The following is an 18,901-nucleotide window of genomic DNA, read 5'->3' on the forward strand; positions in this document are numbered from 1 at the left end:
TGGAGTGAGTATGAGGAAAAAGTAGAGGAGAGGCTCCAGAATGAAAGAGAAATCGTTTATTCCTTTCGGTTTTCAATACTACCGCTCACCAACCCCGTACCGCGATCAGTGGGCGATGGATCTGGAAAGGATTTCGTCGAATGGCTTTAATTGCATCAAGCTCTGGGTACAATGGAGGGATTGCCATCCTTCCGAGGACACATTTATTTTCGACGATATCGCGGATTTGATGGATTTAGCGGAAAGCCATCGGTTGAAAGTCGTACTTAACGTCATCTTCGATGTTGCACCGGTTTGGTTTTACAAGAAATATCCTGATTCCCTGATGGTAACGGCTGAAGGTATGGTACTGAAACCGCAGGCGCTTAGCTACCGACAAATCGGTGGTGCTCCGGGTCCATGCTATCATCACGAGCCGGCACAACGAGAGAAGGATCGTTTTCTAATGGAAGCCGTTAAGAAGTTAGGCAGCCACTCGGCACTCTGGGTATGGGATCTATGGAATGAGCCGGAGTTGACGACCGGAATTAAGCGAAAGCTTTCGTTCGAGAACCAGGTTTGCTATTGCGATCATTCGCTGCAAGCCTTCGCTGTCTGGTTACACAAGAAATACGAATCCATAGACGCTCTAAATCTGAAATGGCAGCGCAGGTATGGCGGTTGGTCCGAAGTCGAACCGCCGAGAGGACAAGCGATTTATAACGATATGGTGGACTGGCGGTTGTTCATGTCGGATGCGCTTACCGAGGACTTAAAGCGAAGAATCCAGGTTGTCAAGGCGCTGGATACGGAGCATCCTGTCATGGTCCATACTGTACCTTCGCCAATCTTTAACTTGATTACGGCTGGTTCGGACGATTTCATGCTTGCCGAGCCTTGCGATCTGTTCGGTAACAGCCTTGGTTCCTCCGCTTGGTCCGCAGATCTGTTATTGTCCGCAGCAGGAGGAAAGCCCGTTATCAACTCCGAGATTCATGCTCTCCCCGGCACTACCGCGCTGAAGCCTCGGAAGCTCAATTGGACAGAATTGAAACGGCATGTTCTCATTCCACTTTCTCGGGGCATACTTGGCTATTTGTTCTGGCAGTATCGTCCGGAAACACTGGGACATGAGGCTCCTGCTTGGGGGAGTACCTATATGGATGGTAGTGAAACGCCTTGGTTGAAGGAAATGGCAGTATTGAACGCGACTATTCAATTTCACGGCGACAGACTTTCTGAATCAACTCGCCCCTCAGACGGTATTGCAATCCTGTTCAGCTCGGAGAACCAAATCGCCAATTTCGCCGCTTATGCGCACTTGGACACCTATAACGATTCCGTGCAAGGCATGCATCATCTGCTCCACGATCTTAACTACAAAGTCGAATTTGTCCACGATAGAATGCTAAACAAGGAAACATTAGCTCGATTCCGATGCTTATGGATGCCTTATCCTCTATATTTAAACCGGGACTTGAGTAATTTAATCCGTGAGTGGGTGGCAGACGGCGGCATTCTTCTGGCTGAGAATTCCTTCGGAGCGCTTCAGGCAGAAGACGGGACGCATAGCCCTATCGTTCCCGGTTACGGCTTCGACGAAATATTCGGTGTCCGTGAGACTTGGATTCACTCGGTCGAGCACCTGGACCACAGTTATAATGAAGTTATCGCGGAATCCCGAATTGCAATTCCGATTGCCCCGATTGACACGCTTTCAGCGTCCGTTAATTCGGAAGAAGCGAGTACCGCGAATGAAACTTTGGAAGGTTCTTACTATAAAACGGACATTGTTGTCCGTCCGGATGTCGACGTATTAGCCGCATTTGCGGAAGATGGCATGGCAGCCATCACTTGTGCCGATTATGGTCGCGGCAAAGCAGTGTGGATGGGCACATTGCTGGCGGCTGCTTATGAACGGAATCCCCTTAGCGGAACGAGAGCTTTTTTCAGAGAATTGCTTCAAACTAAATTCGGTTTAATGCCATATGTGATGATAGAGGGTGAGGACGGCGTTCGCTGTGATGCGCTTTCTTGGGAAACGGAAGGAAAAAGCGGTTGTTTCGTGTTTGCAACCAATTGGAGCCATTCTGATAAGGAAGTCTGCATCCGGCTGCCGAAGCCATATTCGCTAGTAGAGTGCTGGTTTGCAGATGGTGAAGGTACATTGGAGTCAAGCGGGGATGCGGCCTCATGTCTTCGTTTCCGACTTGCCCCCGGAGATATTCAGGTCTTTACAATGCGTGCGGGAATTGAAGAATAGGAAATGGGGTCGAATGCGGATGATGACAACGGACTGGACGAAGAAAATTACCGAAATCACATTGTTTGTGGAAGATTTGAATCGGTCGAAGGCTTTCTATCAGGAGACGTTTAAACTTGCGATCCTATTTGAAGATGACGCTTGCGCAGTGTTTGATTATGGTAATACCTATATCAATCTGTTAAATCAGTCGAATGCCAATGAGTTAGTTGAGCCGGCGCCTGTTGGTCGCAGCGGTGATGGAGCACGGTTTCAGTTCACGATCCAAGTACCAGACGTTGATAGGGTATGCGATGAGCTGAAGGAACGTGGCGTTCAATTATTGAATGGACCAATAACTCGCCCTTGGGGGCGGCGAACGGCTTGTTTTGCCGATCCGGATGGGCATGTGTGGGAAATTGCGCAGGTTCTGTAATCAATCTTCACATTAGTTAGTAGACCTAGACAGCCAACGATAGATGATCCCTGTGTTGCTCACTGCGCAGGGGTCATCTTTTTTGAATCTCGTATCAGGCTATTAAATATGCTACTATTTTCAATATAGAGTGTTGAGGAGGAGTCCATTTGTCAGATCATGATGAATTATCGGAAAGACGAAAGAATAAATTAAAGCTTATTCAATTCAACAAGGATGACCAATCGCTCATTGAATCCGATAAACCGAAAGAAACCTTTGAAGATGTCGGTGGTCTTGAAGATGTTAAGAAGAAGATTCGGATGAACTTCATACTTCCTCTTAAGCAACCGGAAATCTTCAAAGCCTATGGCAAAGAAGCCGGCGGAAGTCTGCTGTTATTTGGTCCTCCCGGTTGTGGGAAGACTTTCCTCGCACGTGCAGTTGCCGGTGAGATTGATGCGAATTTTATTCATATCGAGCTGCAGGCCATTCTGTCCATGTATGTGGGGCAGAGTGAGCATAATTTGCATGATATATTTCAGAAAGCACGCGAAAATAAACCTTGTGTCATCTTTATTGATGAGCTGGATGCCATGGGCGGGAGTCGACATCAGATGCGGCAGCATCATGAGCGTATGCTTGTCAATCAGCTGTTGACTGAGCTTGACGGATTGCAAGCCGGTAATGATCAGGTTTTCGTCATTGGTGCAACGAATACGCCATGGTATCTGGATTCTGCATTGCGCAGACCGGGGCGGTTCAACCACCTTGTATTCGTTCCGCCGCCGGAGGAAGAAGAGCGGAGTACGATTCTCAAACTGAAACTTGCAGACAAGCCGACATCTTCACTGAATTTGTCCAAGCTGGCAGCAGAAGCGAAGTTGTTCTCAGGTGCGGATCTGGAACAAGTCGTCAAGGATGCTGTGGATTACGCTATGGAGAGGACGTTTGAGACGGGGGAAATCCAGCCGATTATGCAGGAGGACCTCCGTAAATCCCTGAAGGCGCGGAAGGCTACGACCATTGAATGGTTCTCTACCGCAAGAAACTATGCCACCTTCAGCGATGTGAACGGTGATTACCAGATCGTTCTGGACTATGTGAAGAAGCATGGTATCAAATAGCCGAAGGAGCAGGAGGATATTTCTATGGTAGAAACAATAAACCCTGCAACTTCTTCAGCCTACAGTGCCGTCTATCAGCTGATTGCCTGGAAAAGGTATAAGGAAGCATTGGTTGAAACGGACAAGCTGCTGCGGGAGGATCCACATGACCCGGATCCGTATGCCATAAATGCTCAAATCTTTGTGTTAATGGGAGATTATGAGAAAGCCCAGCATTGGGCGAAAGAAGCATTAAGTCGGGATCCTGAACATCATTTAGGCTGGTATGTACGTGTTTCGGTTTATTATGAAACCGGCAATGAGAAAGCCTTTCATGAAGCACTCCAAGAAGCGCTGCGGATTAACCCGTACGAATCCCATTATTATTATTTAGCGGCGAATCAATTGAACAAGAAGGGCAAGTTCAAGGAAGCGAAGGGACAAATCGAGACGGCCCTAGAGCTGGACTCCGAGAACCCTCAATATCTGGCTGTTCTTAGTTATATCGAATCGCTTCTTGGTAATGTTGTCGAATCCAGAAGGTTGGACCGTGAAGCAATCCGTTATGGAGCCGAAGAGCCTGTCGTATTGATGTATCTTGCTTGGGCAGCGGCGAGCCGTAATGAGCATAAACTGCAAGAAACGTATATGCGCAGTGCGATCCGTCTAAATCCGGATGAGAAGCAGTACCAAGACGAATATTTGGAATCGCTTCGGCATCACTATTTAATCTATCGAATCTTTATGTGGCCTAATAAAGTATTAAGCAAAATGAAGCCTTGGCAAATCCTACTGGTGTGGGCAGCCAGCTGGATCTTATTCAAGCCACTCGTGCTGCTGTTTATTGTTCTACATATACTGGCTCATTGGTCGACAAGAGCGATTGTCCACATCAGTGTATTCGGCTGGCGTAGACGGCGGATCTAAGTTTGTTTATAAGCAAGGCAGGTTCACGCAAAAAGTGGATTGAAAACTCAGGGAACAGAGCATACTTAATTAATCGCAATGAGACTATTCGATGCAATTTTGACGAAGGTTTACTCCAAAAATAGATAGACTATGAGGTTTGCTGGGAATACCGGCAAACCTTTTGTTATGTTCAATTTCTATAGTAAATATGCTTTATATATTTATAAACGTGCGGACCGATTTCACGATCGGCCTAAAACATGCTATAATAAGTGCGCAAAACACATATTTTGCGCACTTTCGTCTCAGATCGACAAAAGATGGCAAAGTCAGCCTATCATAGAGGTGAATCCATGACCCAAAACTACGAAATTGATGAACATTACGAGGAAGAGCTGCGTGCTTTTCATATATGGATGAAGCAAGCTGGATACACATCGACTACACAGAGAGAGTATAAGAGAGAAGCGTACTCCTATCTTCAATCGCTGGACGGGTTATCGGCCCAGAAAGCCGGCAAGATGGATGTGATCGGGTATCTGGTATCCAAACAGGATTCCACCGGAGATCGCACGAGGAACAGAACGCTTTCGGCGATACGCTCCTTTTATGTGTCATTGATTGATTTTGAAATGGCAACGAGGAATCCAGCCATGGAAGTGAAGAAATCCAAGACAGAGAAAAACAAGAAACCGGTTTACCTCGAGGAAGAGGAGCTTGTTCAGAGTCTGGCATTCGTAGACGGTCGGTACCGGGATCGCAATCTGGCGATTTTCTTGCTGATGAGCTATTGCGGCTTGCGCGTTGGAGAAGTCCATCGGTTGAATCTCAAAGATTTCAAGAAAGCGAAGGGAACGATCGAAGTATTCGGTAAAGGGAGAAAATGGAACGAGATTCCCGTACCCGAAATGTTGAGCTCGATTCTGGCGAAAGTGGAGCACGAGAGAATTGCGCCCTATCGCGAGAAAGAAGAAGCATTCTTCGTCTCTCAGAAGGGGAAGAGGCTGTCCATTCGGCAAATTCAGAAAATCGCGGAACAGACCTTTACCGCGTTCAAAGCGGACAAGCCGGGGCTGAGCGATATGAAGCTGTCTTGTCATAAATTGCGACATACATTTGCGACGATGCTGCTTCGTAACGGCGTCGATATTCGGATTGTGAAGGAACTGCTCGGCCATTCCTCGATTGAAACCACGATGATTTATACGCATGTTAATGACGATCAGAAGAAACAAGCCATGTCGACCATTAACATTCCGGTACTGATCTAAATTCATATCCTTTTATTCAAGAGCAGCCGCGAGGCGGCTCTTTTTCTTAATGGTTAGGATAGTTCATCCTTCAGCTGAATAAATATTAGCATAGCTGCTTCGACAACGTCCGCAGGTGCTGAATAAGATAACGGCAAGAGGAAACGGCATTCGCCGTGAGAAAAAGGGTGACACATCATGAGAAAACAACGACGGATCAACAATCAACCATCGGATTTGTTTCCGGTCAGAGGAATCGACTTTCTCGAAATTTATGTCGGTAACGCCAAACAAGCTGCACATTATTTAAGTAAAGGGTTCGGCTTTAAGGTGGTGGCTTACGCGGGCTTAGAAACAGGGGAATCCGGTAAAGTCTCGTATCTGCTGGAGCAGAATCAAGCGCGTTTTGTACTCAGTGGAGCGTTATCGCCGGACCACCCGATTGCAGAGTTTGTCATCAAGCACGGTGATGGCGTAAAAGACATTGCCATGCGAATCGACGATGTGGAGAAAGCTTACCAGGACGCTGTCGCACGCGGCGGCATCCCCATTATGGAACCAAGGGAATATAAGGATTCGAATGGAACAGTGACGACAGCCGCCATCGGGACTTACGGGGATACCATCCATACGTTAATAAATCGCAGTAACTATAAGGGTGTGTTTCTACCCCATTATGAGGCATGTGAGCTGAACATCCCGCATCAATCGACCGGGTTAATCGGGATCGATCATGTTGTCGGCAATGTGGAGCAGATGGAGGAATGGGTATCGTATTACGAGAAGGTCATGGGCTTCAAGCAAATGATTCATTTCGATGATAAGGATATCTCGACCGAATATTCAGCGCTGATGTCGAAGGTGATGTTTGGCGGCGGACGGATCAAGTTCCCCATTAATGAGCCTGCGACAGGCAAACGTAAATCACAGATCCAAGAATTTCTCGACTATTACCACGGGGCAGGCGTCCAGCATATAGCCATTCTGTCGAATGACATCATCGCAACTGTAACGGCATTAAAGAATAACGGAATTGAGTTCCTGAGCACACCGGACAGCTATTATGAAATGTTAACCGAGCGAGTCGGTACAATCGATGAGGAGATTGCGAAGCTTCAAGAGCTGAACATCCTTGTAGACCGCGACGATGAAGGCTATCTGCTGCAGATTTTCACCAAACCGATCGTGGATCGTCCTACTTTGTTCATGGAAATCATTCAGCGTAAAGGCGCCGTTGGATTCGGGGAAGGCAACTTTAAAGCGTTGTTTGAATCGATTGAAAGGGAACAAGCGCGAAGAGGAAATTTGTAAGGAATTACGACAAACCTGAGGAGTTGATACGATGAAAGTGGATCCTGGCACACTGTCGTGGAGGGATGCCTACAAGCTGCTGATCGGCTCCGTCCTGCCTCGTCCTATCGCATTTGTCTCCACGGTTGATCTACAAGGTAATAGTAATTTAGCTCCTTTCAGCTTCTTTACCGGCATCTGCGCGAAACCGATGATGGTGTGTTTTGCGCCGATGATTCGTGGATCGGATGGGAAGAAGAAGGATACGCTTGCCAATATTGAAGCGACCAAGCAGTTCGTCATCAACATTGTGGGAGAGCAAATCGCTGCACAAATGAATGATTGCGCCATTGAATTCCCGCCTGAGGTAGACGAATTCGCTTATACGGGTCTGACGAAAGTGCCGAGTCACAGTGTGCTGCCTCCGAGAGTACAAGAAAGTGATGTCCAGCTTGAATGTACGTTGCATCAAATCGTAACACTAGGCGAGTTGCCCGGCGCGGGCAGCCTTGTGATCGGCCAGGTCGTTTGCGTTCATGTGCAGGATGAATTATTCGAAGGCGGCAGGATCAACAGTGAATTGCTGCGACCGATCGGCAGAATGGCGGGGCAAACCTACACGAGGGCGATTTCCGACACCTTTGAACTGGAAAGGAAGTAAAGCCTGGAAGTGAAGGGGGGAGAACGAATATGGCGTTCTATCATCGGATGGGGGAGATTCCGCCGAAGCGACACACGCAATTTCGCCAGCCCGACGGTACACTGTACCGTGAACAAGTGATGGGAACCAAAGGTTTCTCGGGCATCCAATCGATTCTCTATCATCACCACGCGCCGACTGCAATCACGAAAGCGCAATTGCTGTCAGCGAGCAAACCGCAATTTGAGACGCAAGGAGCGCTCCGTCATCGGCATTTTCGCACCAATCGATTGGTCTTGAAGGGGGATGCCATCTACGGCAGGCAATACATGTTCGGCAACGACGATCTCTTAATCGCTGTCGCACATCCTACAGAAGCGATGGACTATTACTATCGTAACGGGGATGGCGATGAATTGATTTTCGTCCATAAAGGGTCTGGTAAAGTGGAAACGATGTTCGGCACCTTGCGCTATCGGCCCGGCGATTATATCGTGATTCCAATCGGAACGATCTACCGGGTAGTACCGGATTCCGGTAAAACAAAGCTACTCATCGTGGAAACGAACAGTTGGATCACGACACCGAAACGATACCGCAATGAACAGGGCCAGCTGCTGGAGCACAGCCCGTACTGCGAGCGGGATATACGGCTTCCGGAAGTATTGGAAACGTTTACAGACATGGGCGAATTCGAAGTTCGCACTCGAAAAGGAGGCTATCTGCATGCTCATATTTTCACCCATCATCCGTTGAATGTTGTCGGCTGGGATGGCTATTTATATCCATGGATATTGAATATTCGCGATTTCGAACCGATTACGGGACGGATTCATATGCCTCCGCCGATTCATCAAACCTTCGAAGGCAACCAATTTGTTATCTGCTCATTCTGTCCTAGGCTCTACGATTATCATCCGGATTCGATTCCTGCGCCCTATTATCACAGTAATGTCGATAGTGATGAGGTGCTTTATTATGTAAAAGGGAATTTTGGCAGCCGCAAAGGGATTGAAGAAGGTTCGATGACTTTGCATCCATCAGGCATCCCGCATGGACCCCATCCCGGCAAAGTAGAGGAGAGCATCGGCAAGAAGGAAACCAATGAGCTGGCGGTTATGATCGATACGTTCCGTCCCTTGCAAGTCGTCGAGCATCTGCAGTCGATCGAGGATATGAATTACGTATACAGCTGGGTATCGCGTCCGGTGGATCCATAATCCGGCTAGGTACTGAAGGAGATGCTGGTTATGCGGCAACGAGCAGTATGGTTTCCGAAGCGGTCGGAACAGGAGCAAACACGATTATATCAATTCATGCACAAGCATGGATTCACGGATTATGAGGCTTTCTATACCAAATCGATTGAAGACATCAGCTGGTTCTGGGATGCGGTCGTGCAAGACATGGGGATTGAATGGGCGATTCCCTATGATCAAGTCGTAGATTTCGCAGCTGGCATTCAGTGGCCTTCTTGGTTTACGCAGGGACAGTTGAATATCGCTGTAAATGCGGTCGATAAATGGTTGTCGGACCCTCAGGCAGCGGCCAGAAAAGCAATTATTTGGGAAGGCGAGGATCATCAAACGCTTAGCTTCACCTATGCCGAGCTTGCTGAGCAAGTGAATCGTGCAGCGCATGGGTTGCGGCAGCAATTCGGATTATCGGCCGGGGAACGTGTTGCTCTCTATATGCCGATGATCCCGGAAACCGTGATAGCGATGCTTGCATTAGCCAAACTCGGCGCTGTTGCTGTTCCCATCTATTCCGGTTACAGTGCCGAAGCGGTGACTAAACGAATAGATGGATCCGGCTGTACCTTACTGATCACGGCAGACGGTTATTACCGGCGTGGAAAACAAATTCATATGAAGGAAGAAGCCGACAAGGCGACTAATAAGGCAGCTTCCAATGTTAAGCTGGTAGTTGTTCGCCGGTTGGGCATTCCGATCACTAAGCGGCAACTGGCAGGCGATATCGACTGGTTGGAGCTCATTGGCTCTGAGAATAGTGAAGATTCGAAACCATTCCCAGCAGCAGCGATGAACAGCAGCGATCCTTTAATGCTCCTCTATACCTCCGGAACAACCGGTTCGCCCAAAGGTATCATTCATACACACAGCGGATTCCCGATCAAAGCCGCATTCGATGCCGGCTATGTGATGGATTGTCGGCCGGGGGACACGATGTTATGGAATACCGATATGGGATGGATGATGGGGCCATTTATGGTTTATGGCACCTTATTAAGCGGCGGTACGATGGTGCTGTACGATGGTGCACCGGATTTTCCCGGCCCTAGTCGCATATTTAACCTCGTTAATAAACATAAAGTGACTCATCTTGGCATTTCGCCTACACTGATTCGGAGCATAATGAAGCACGGTGAAGCATGTTACAAGGAATGTGATCTGTCCTCGCTAAGGGTCATCGGTTCGTCCGGCGAGCCTTGGAATCCGGAGCCGTGGCAATGGTTATTCCATGACGTCGGTCAAGGCAGGATACCGATTGTAAATTATTCAGGAGGCACCGAGATTTCAGGGGGCATTCTGGGGAATGTGCTGCTTAAACCGATCGCCCCCGCAGGTTTTAACACTGTGATTCCAGGCATGCATGCGGATGTATTCTCACAGGACGGGAAGCCGGTTCGCGGCGAGGTTGGGGAACTGGTGCTGAAGAACGTTTGGCTCGGCATGGCAGGCGGCTTCTGGCAAGAACCGGAACGATACGAGAAAACCTATTGGTCGCGATGGTCGGGTATTTGGGTGCACGGCGATTGGGTGGAGCTGGACGATGATGGCTTCTGGATGATCACAGGACGATCTGACGACACGCTTAACGTGGCCGGAAAGCGGCTTGGTCCCACGGAAATCGAGTCGTTGCTCGTCGACCATCCTCGCGTAGTGGAAGCAGCGGCAGTTGGCGTACCCGACGATCTGAAAGGAGAAGCCGCGGTTTGTTTCGTCGTTCTGGATCATCCGCTGCTCAGTCTCCAGGAATCAACAGCGTTAACATCCGAGTTATTCGTATGGGTGGCCAGCCGACTTGGCAAAGCATTCAAACCTTCGGGGATTCATATCGTAGACGCATTACCTAAGACAAGAAATGCAAAGGTGATGCGCAGAGTCATACGATCCGCCTATTTAGCAATTGATCCCGGCGACCTGTCAGCACTTGAAAACCCTGATTCATTAGAAACAATTAGGAGATTAAGAGGGCAGGGGAATTCACAAAACGATAGCAGTTAACCACCATGTGAAGCAAAGGAGATCATCCGATGGCGTGTTCGTTTATTCATGTTGATGCGGAATCGCATTTTCCAATACAGAATTTGCCCTATGGCGTCTTCCGCCCACTGCATTTCAGTGGTTGCATGCCTCGAGTTGGTGTGGCAATTGGGGACAATGTGCTGGATCTAGCCGTGTTGGATGAAGCAGGCTGCTTCAATAACACCTCTGTTTCAGGGAAAGGCATCTTCGCTCAACCTTCGCTCAATGCATTCATGGCGATGGGAAATCAGGTGTGGAAAGAGGTTCGTTCCATCCTTACGCGGCTGCTTGATTCGGAAGAGCCGGCTCTTCGAGATAACCTCCCGCTCCGATCATCGGCATTTCACCGACAACATGATGTCGAGATGCTTCTGCCAGCGGAAATCGGTGATTACACCGATTTCTATGCATCCAAGTCACATGCTGTTAACGTCGGTACTTTATTCCGAGGCAAGGAACAGGCTTTGATGCCGAATTGGCTTCATCTGCCTGTCGGATATCATGGCAGGGCAAGCTCGATTGTCGTCAGCGGAACGGATGTTCAGCGTCCCTGCGGACAGATCAAACCTCCCGATTCCGCTCTGCCTGTCTACGGCGTGAGCGGTCAGCTTGATTTTGAGTTGGAGGTGGGGTGGTTGATTGGTACAGGGAATAAACTTGGGCAGCCCATCCCAATTGACGAAGCGAAGGAGCATTTATTCGGACTTGTGCTCGTTAACGATTGGAGTGCTCGCGACATCCAAGCCTGGGAGTACCAGCCGCTTGGACCTTTTCTCGGTAAAAATTTCGCTACCTCCATCGCTCCCTGGGTTGTCCCGCTAGAGGCGCTCGCACCATTTCGCATTACGGCAGCTATTCAACAAGAGCCTGCCCCGCTTCCTTATCTGCAACGGAATGATGTAAATTCCTTCGATATTCAACTAGAGGTTTATTGGCAAAGTGAAGCCAATGCCGGCCGTGAACGCATCGCCGTCAGCAATTACAGCAATCTCTATTGGACGATTGAGCAGCAGGTCGCACATCATACGGTTGGCGGATGTAATTTGCGGCCTGGCGACCTGCTCGCTTCCGGAACGATTAGCGGTTCCACGAAGGAATCGCGAGGCTGCATGCTGGAGCTTACTTGGCGAGGATCGGAACCGCTTCAGTTGAATAGCGGCCAAGAGGAACGCTCATGGCTTGGCGATGGCGACCGAATTACGATGACCGGCTGGTGCCAAGGCGATGGCTACAAAGTCGGCTTCGGAGAGGTTTCAGGGAAAGTACTACCGGCAACTAGATAGCAAGCGCAAATTGCAGAGGGAGTGGAAGACATGAGAATGATTCCGCCTCATTTGTCCCCTTATATATCCGAGCAAGATTATGATCAGTATACGCCTATCGATCACGCCGTCTGGCGGTATGTAATGCGCCAGAATCACCATGCCCTGCGAGATACCGCACATGCCGCTTTTGTTAGTGGACTGCAGCAGTCAGGCATTCAGAAGGAAAGTATTCCCCGCGTATCCGAGATGAACGCATGCCTTGCCCGAATCGGATGGGGGGCCGTAATCGTCAATGGGCTCATTCCCGGTGCTGTCTTCTACGAGCTGCTTGCGAATGGGATTCTGCCCATTGCCGCTGAAATCCGTAAGTTATCCAATATCGAGTACACCCCGGCTCCTGATATTATTCACGAAGCTGCCGGGCATGCACCGATCTTGTTTGATCCGGAATATAGGACCTATGTGCAAACGATAGGGTCCATTGGTACAAAGGCCTTCTCTATGAAAGAAAGAGGAGAAGCCTTCGAGGCGCTGCGCCTATTAACGATCGTCATGGAGGATCCGAAATCGACAGCGGAAGAGAAGGCTGCTGCTCAGAAGCTGGTAGAGGAGAAACAACAAGCCATAACTGAACTAACGGAAGCGGAGAAAGTGTCCCGACTCTTCTGGGCAACCGTCGAATACGGGCTGATTGGGGAGCCGGATGATCCGAAAATATACGGCGCAGGGTTGCTGTCCTCCGTCGGAGAGAGCAAACATTGTTTCACAGATGCAGTAATGAAGCTACCGTATTCCGTTGATGCTTGTGCCGCCAGCCCTAAGGTCGTAACGGAGATGCAGTCACGTCTCTTCGTATGTCATAGCTTTGAGCAATTACTAGAAGGTGTAGAAGCATTGGCGAACACCATGGCATTTCGAATCGGCGGCACGGAGAGCTTGGAGAAGGCGCTGCGTTCGCGTAATGTGGCGACTATTGCGTTCAACTCGGGTATTTGTGTTACGGGGATCATCCAGAGCATCGAGAAAGACTCGAATGGCGAAGCCATCTATGTGAACACGACAGGCGGAACAGCGTTGTCGATTGACCATCAGCAATTAAGCGGGCATGGCAAAGATTATCATGCCAAGGGATATGGCAGTCCCATTGGCAAGCTGCAAGGCGGGATTGCATTAGAAGAATGCGATGATCAAGCACTTGCCGGGTTAGGCATATGCCAAGGAAGTCACACGGAGCTGCTATTCGAAAGTGGAATCCACGTTTCAGGACGGATCAAGAGAATCCATAGAAATGCTCATCACGTCGTGCTCCTATCCTTCGAGGACTGTTCGGTCACCTGCAATGACAAGTTGCTATTCAAGAAAGAGTGGGGCACATACGATATGGCGGTCGGGTCAAGTATCGTTTCCGCGTATCCGGGTGCGGCTGACCCCGGAGCCTACTACAGTGCAGTTGTGCCACTCGCAATAGAAGCAGAAGTAGGAGATGAACCTACCCAATCCGCTCCACTTACAGAGCTTGAAACCCTCTATCAACAAGTAAGAGCAATAAGAGAGGCTAGCAGTTTCACAGCCCAGTCTCTCCAAGCGCTCAATGAGATCCATGACAGACTCAACCAAACTTATTCGAACGACTGGTTACTGCGATTAGAGATAATCGAATTAGCCGCTGCCAACCGGGAATTGCAACTACTAGAGCACCCGCTGCAAGAAGAACTGCAAGAATTGAGCAAGGCAGCCGCCATTCGCAATCTCATCCTTAATGGTTTAGCTATACTAAAGTTCCACTAAAGTTTAGAAAAAGCAGTGGTGCAGAGGAGCTCTCGTTCATACATTGATATGTATATCAATATTTGAATAAGAGGGTGTCTTTCTTGGGTCGAAATCGGTTGAGAATCGTTGTCCTCACTTTCATAGTTTCGCTGCTGCTGAGTGTGTTCCCGCTTGCCACTGCAAGCGCTAAAGCAAGTAATAACCAACTGATTGTGATAAATAAAAGCACGAACAAATTGGCGTATTTCAATAACGGCGAGCTGATTAAGACCTTTTCCGTTGCGACCGGCAGAACGCGTACATTAACACCGGAAGGCAGCTTCAAAATCGTCAACAAAATCAAGAACAGACCTTATTACAAAGAGAAAATTCCCGGAGGCGATCCTCGGAATCCGCTTGGTGACCGTTGGTTAGGCCTTGAGGTTGACGGAACAGAAGGCACCACGTATGCGATTCACGGCAATAATAATAGCAAATCGATTGGCAAGTATGTGAGCGCAGGCTGCATCCGGATGAAGAATGATGAAATTCATTGGTTATTTCCGCAAATTGAAATCGGGACGCTCGTTATCATTACGTCGTCGGAGCATACTTTAACTGAAATCGCTGAGGCACATGATTATCCAGTCATGAAGAACTATGAAGGGAAGCTGTTCGTAAACGGGGAACCGAAGGCATTGGATAACGACTTGTTCTTAGCCGATTCACGCGTGTTTATTCCGATGCGAGAAGTCTTTGAATTATTGGGAGCAGAGGTAACGTGGGATGATGCAACGAAGACGGTGACTGCGGTCATCGGTGATCGAACACTCACCCATACGATACAGTCGAATACCGTCGATGTGAATGGAGAGTCCGTAACCATAACCGCATCTAAACTTGTAGCGGATAAGGTGCTGCTCCCGCTGCGGAATATATCGGAGCTGATTGGTTATACCGTAGAGTGGGACAGCAGTACAGGAGAAATCCGAATTACCAAGTAATCCCGAGAACGTGCAACCCTTGTTTCTAATTAGGGTTTGCACGTTTTTCAATTTGCATCCGTCTCTCGACCGATTCCGTTCAGCGGCGAAAACGGTTAGAATATACAAATATGAATGAAACGGAAAGGGGGGATATCATTGTTCGAGCCTTATGATGCGCTTCTATATGCGATGTCCATTTGCACACTTGTTTCATTGGCTTACTTATGTTTCGTTTGGATTCCGACCGCTGCTAATGACGCCAGATGGACGAGAATCCGCGAAGCGGATGCGCCGCATTCGACATTGAAGAAACAACCTGGCGCTGTACTAACCCAGCGGCAGCGGCTAACTCGGCATACGAAACGCAAAGAAGCGCCTGACGATGATTCATCCCCGTGCACGACCCTGTTGATTGCCGCAGCATAACAACAACAGGGAGGATCATTAATTATGTTAAATATGTACGCTCAAGTCGGTTTTTTTCATCAATATTTTGTCTCGCCGTTCTCTTGGATGATTGATCATTTTGCAGGATGGTTTGGAGGCAGCTTCGGTCTTGCTGTTATTGCAATCACAGTAATCGTAAGGCTGGCGCTAATGCCATTCATGATTAATCAATATAAGCAGCAGCAGAAGATGAGACGCAAGATGACGGCCATGCAGCCTGAGCTCGATGCCATTAAGCAGAAATACGTGAATAATACGGATGCGGATAAGCAGCGTAAGCAAACAGAGGAAACGATGGCGGTATACAGCAAGCATGGGTACAACCCTCTGAACATAGGCTGTCTGCCGATGCTCTTACAAATTCCAATCTTATCCGGCATGTATTATGCCATTCGGTCAAACCCGGAGCTTGCTCATCATACGTTTCTATGGTTCCAGCTTGGGAAACCGGATCTTATCCTGCCGTTCCTGGCTGCCGGCGTGTACTTGGCTCAAGCTCTGATTTCGAAGAGTGCGGCACCTCAGATGAATGCAGCCAAAGGAATGGGCTGGATTGTATATCTTTCCCCGGTCATGATGGGCATATTCTCATTCTCCGCGCCGGCTGCGATGCCGCTCTATTGGTGCATTGGCGGGATGATCATCATCCTGCAGACGCTGATTTCCAAATGGATGTATCCACTAGTGGAGACTACAACGCTTCCGGTTAAGACAGCCCATTCGTAGATCAATAAAGAACCGAAGGATCATTGATTCTTCGGTTTTTCTTTATTTAGCGGCATTAATTCATTTGATTTCAGCGTCGGAAAGAGAGATAATGTCCATGCAGTACGAGAAAGTTTATCAAACTTAAGAGGAGTACCACATGACACCCATTCTACTCATACCTGTCGCCATTATGATTCCTGTTATCCTATTCATCGTTTTCATCATTATCTACAACAAGCGGCAAAAGGAAAATAAAACAGAATAAATTGGAGAGTCAAAGCAACTTAAGCAAAGTGCCGCCAACCATCCCGGCAATGACTATCGTCCAAGGCGGTAATTTCCAGAAAACCAGCATTAGAAACAGGATGGACGCCAGTGCAAAATCGGCCGAGTCGATAATTGCCGTTGTCCATAGCGGATTATACAAGGCAGCCAATAGTATACCGACCACCGCCGCGTTTATACCTGCCAGTGCAGCTCCAATGCGCCTGTTATTTCGAAGAACGCTCCAGAAGGGCAAGGTTCCGACGATCAATAAGTAAGCCGGCAGGAAGATCGCAACGGTCGCAACAATGGCCCCGGAAACGCCTTTAGTCATTGCGCCTAAGTAAGCTGCGAAAGTAAATAGCGGTCCAGGTACAGCCTGCGCCGCACCATACCCTGCAAGAAAATCTTCTTTGCTAACCCAACCCGCAGGTACCACTTCCTGTTCCAATAACGGCAGTACAACATGGCCACCACCAAATACAATCGAACCCGATCGGTAGAAACTATCGAATAAAGACAGCCATTCGGAAGACAAGGCATGTCTTAGGACAGGCAGCACAATCAATAGACCGAAGAACAACGTCAGACACAAGGCAGCAAACGTACGAGTAATTGGAACATTGAGCGCGGGAGCATCCGGCACTTTCGTAGATCGAAAAATAATTAACCCCGTTAATCCAGTTACGATAATGAGCAAGGCTTGGCTAAATACAGACTGCCACAATAGCGAAATGACAGCGACTATGATAGCAATGGAGGCTCGGATTTTATCCGGTGCGAGCTTCTGTCCCATACTCAGGATAGCTTGAGCAACAATGGCTACCGCTACGATCTTCAAACCATGAATCCAACCCACATGACTAATATCCAATCCATTTAGAAGGTAAGCGAATACCACCAACGCAATTACCGATGGCAGCGTAAATCCTAGCCAGGCTATCAAGCCGCCAATTAAGCCGGCACGAATAGTACCGATACCGATGCCGACCTGACTGCTGGCTGGGCCGGGTATGAACTGGCATAGAGCAACGAGATCGGCATAGCTCCGTTCATCCATCCACTGTCTTTTGCGTATGTACTCATTGTGAAAGTAGCCCAGATGGGCAATGGGGCCGCCGAAAGAAGTCAATCCCAGCTTGGCTGAAACAATGAATACCTCCATATAGGCTTGTAAATTTCGTTTGGGTAACTCGTTATTCGGATAGTTTGGTTTCACATCTGCAACATCCTTCTACCATAAGATGGATTGAATTTCAACGAACAGCAATGCCATTCCATGTTTTAACTGTAGCAAATGACGGGAAGTCGTTCAAATGTTTTTCTCCCCGGGGCAATACTCAATATTATGGAGACAAAGAATTCTAAAGTGGTGGTGCATATATAATGAATAACACATTTCGAAGGACAGAGATCGCTACATTCGCAGGAGGCTGTTTCTGGTGTATGGTTCAGCCGTTCGACACACTTCCCGGAATTGATTCTGTTATTTCAGGCTATACCGGCGGCCATACCGTAAATCCGACCTACCAAACAGTCGGTACGGAAACGACAGGTCATGCTGAAGCCGTTCAAATTACATTTCAGCCGGATTTGTTTCCCTATGAGCGTTTGCTCGACATCTATTGGCAGCTGATTGATCCAACGGATCGTGACGGACAATTCGGTGACCGCGGTTCGTCTTACCGAACCATAATATTCGTACATAATGAGGAGCAGCGCAAGAAGGCAGAAGCCTCCAAGCAAGCGCTGCAGAAGAGCAAACGATTCAAGAAGCCGATTGTGACCGAGATCGTACCTGCCGTACAATTCTATCCTGCGGAGGACGAGCATCAGGATTACTACAATACACATCGAAGATCCTATAATTTGTATAAAGAAGGCAGCGGTCGTGATGAATTCGCGGAACGAAGTTGGAACAGCAAGAAAGATAAAGATCGTCTGCGTCAGCAGTTAACGGAGCTGCAATACAACGTCACCCAGAACAAGGAGTCAGAGCCTGCTTTTCAGAACGAGTATTGGAATAACGAACGGGAGGGGCTTTATGTCGATATCATTAATGGCGACCCTCTGTTCAGCTCTAGGGACAAGTATGATGCGGGGACAGGGTGGCCAACCTTCTCCAAGCCGATCGAGGAGGGCTGGATCCGTAAAGAATCCGATCTAAGCGATGGTCAGGTACGAACGGCGCTGCGAGCTCGCATCTCCAAATCGCATTTGGGCCACTTAGTTCAAGAAAATAACAAGCCTCAATATCGCGTCAATTCCGCATCCTTGCGTTTTGTTCCTGTAGAACAATTAGAGACGGAGGGGTACGGTCGCTATAAGCAGCGTTTTGCATAATTCTGGGTTTACAGGAGAATACTTTCTTTGATTCTATTC

16 protein-coding genes are annotated in these 18,901 nt (G+C 48.4%); 15 read left to right on the plus strand and 1 reads right to left on the minus strand.

Translation table 11 applies throughout. The annotated features are described in order from the left end of the window. Positions 1–40 precede the first annotated feature (40 nt). The 14 genes from AC0YNS_RS05075 to yidC all read left to right on the plus strand — a co-directional run bounded on the left by AC0YNS_RS05075 (position 41) and on the right by yidC (position 16,273). Positions 41–2,242 (plus strand): beta-galactosidase, encoded by a 2,202-nt coding sequence (locus tag AC0YNS_RS05075; RefSeq protein ID WP_475779922.1) that lies wholly within the window; start codon positions 41–43, stop codon positions 2,240–2,242. A 13-nt stretch (positions 2,243–2,255) separates the two neighbouring features. After that, positions 2,256–2,657 (plus strand): VOC family protein, encoded by a 402-nt coding sequence (locus AC0YNS_RS05080; protein WP_475779923.1) that lies wholly within the window; start codon positions 2,256–2,258, stop codon positions 2,655–2,657. 149 nt (positions 2,658–2,806) lie between these two features. Continuing rightward, positions 2,807–3,763 carry an ATP-binding protein gene (locus tag AC0YNS_RS05085; protein ID WP_475779924.1) on the plus strand — a complete coding sequence of 319 codons (957 nt, stop codon included), beginning with the start codon at positions 2,807–2,809 and terminating at the stop codon, positions 3,761–3,763. 24 nt (positions 3,764–3,787) lie between these two features. Further along, complete coding sequence (locus AC0YNS_RS05090; RefSeq protein WP_475779925.1) at positions 3,788–4,669, plus strand: tetratricopeptide repeat protein; 882 nt, start codon at positions 3,788–3,790, stop codon at positions 4,667–4,669. A 335-nt stretch (positions 4,670–5,004) separates the two neighbouring features. Then, entirely contained in the window at positions 5,005–5,922 is a 918-nt protein-coding gene (locus AC0YNS_RS05095) for a tyrosine-type recombinase/integrase (RefSeq protein ID WP_475779926.1), read from the plus strand. A gap of 177 nt (positions 5,923–6,099) precedes the next feature. After that, entirely contained in the window at positions 6,100–7,212 is a 1,113-nt protein-coding gene (hppD, locus tag AC0YNS_RS05100; RefSeq protein WP_475779927.1) for a 4-hydroxyphenylpyruvate dioxygenase, read from the plus strand. Between the two features lie 31 nt (positions 7,213–7,243). Next, a complete protein-coding gene (locus tag AC0YNS_RS05105) occupies positions 7,244–7,852 on the plus strand; it encodes a flavin reductase family protein (RefSeq protein WP_475779928.1) in 609 nt (202 codons plus the stop codon). 29 nt (positions 7,853–7,881) lie between these two features. Beyond that, positions 7,882–9,051: a homogentisate 1,2-dioxygenase gene (locus AC0YNS_RS05110; protein ID WP_475779929.1), complete on the plus strand. Its 1,170-nt coding sequence runs from the start codon at positions 7,882–7,884 to the stop codon at positions 9,049–9,051. Between the two features lie 30 nt (positions 9,052–9,081). Further along, positions 9,082–11,079 carry an AMP-binding protein gene (locus tag AC0YNS_RS05115; protein WP_475779930.1) on the plus strand — a complete coding sequence of 666 codons (1,998 nt, stop codon included), beginning with the start codon at positions 9,082–9,084 and terminating at the stop codon, positions 11,077–11,079. 29 nt (positions 11,080–11,108) lie between these two features. Then, positions 11,109–12,383 carry a fumarylacetoacetase gene (fahA, locus tag AC0YNS_RS05120; RefSeq protein ID WP_475779931.1) on the plus strand — a complete coding sequence of 425 codons (1,275 nt, stop codon included), beginning with the start codon at positions 11,109–11,111 and terminating at the stop codon, positions 12,381–12,383. Positions 12,384–12,413: 30 nt separating this feature from the next. After that, a complete protein-coding gene (locus AC0YNS_RS05125) occupies positions 12,414–14,153 on the plus strand; it encodes an aromatic amino acid hydroxylase (RefSeq protein WP_475779932.1) in 1,740 nt (579 codons plus the stop codon). 83 nt (positions 14,154–14,236) lie between these two features. After that, entirely contained in the window at positions 14,237–15,118 is an 882-nt protein-coding gene (locus AC0YNS_RS05130; protein WP_475779933.1) for a L,D-transpeptidase family protein, read from the plus strand. A 138-nt stretch (positions 15,119–15,256) separates the two neighbouring features. After that, positions 15,257–15,526, plus strand: coding sequence for a hypothetical protein (locus AC0YNS_RS05135; RefSeq protein ID WP_475779934.1), 270 nt, complete (start codon positions 15,257–15,259; stop codon positions 15,524–15,526). A gap of 24 nt (positions 15,527–15,550) precedes the next feature. After that, the gene (yidC, locus tag AC0YNS_RS05140) at positions 15,551–16,273 is read left to right on the plus strand and encodes a membrane protein insertase YidC (protein ID WP_475779935.1); all 723 of its coding nucleotides are present in this window, start codon (positions 15,551–15,553) and stop codon (positions 16,271–16,273) included. A 256-nt stretch (positions 16,274–16,529) separates the two neighbouring features. On the opposite strand, the gene AC0YNS_RS05145 is transcribed toward yidC, so the two are convergent. After that, entirely contained in the window at positions 16,530–17,684 is a 1,155-nt protein-coding gene (locus AC0YNS_RS05145; protein WP_475780108.1) for a chromate transporter, read from the minus strand. A gap of 221 nt (positions 17,685–17,905) precedes the next feature. Between AC0YNS_RS05145 and msrA the strand changes: the two genes are divergently transcribed. Then, positions 17,906–18,862 carry a peptide-methionine (S)-S-oxide reductase MsrA gene (msrA, locus tag AC0YNS_RS05150; protein ID WP_475779936.1) on the plus strand — a complete coding sequence of 319 codons (957 nt, stop codon included), beginning with the start codon at positions 17,906–17,908 and terminating at the stop codon, positions 18,860–18,862. Positions 18,863–18,901 lie beyond the last annotated feature (39 nt).

This window comes from Paenibacillus sp. J22FR21, assembly GCF_056269135.1.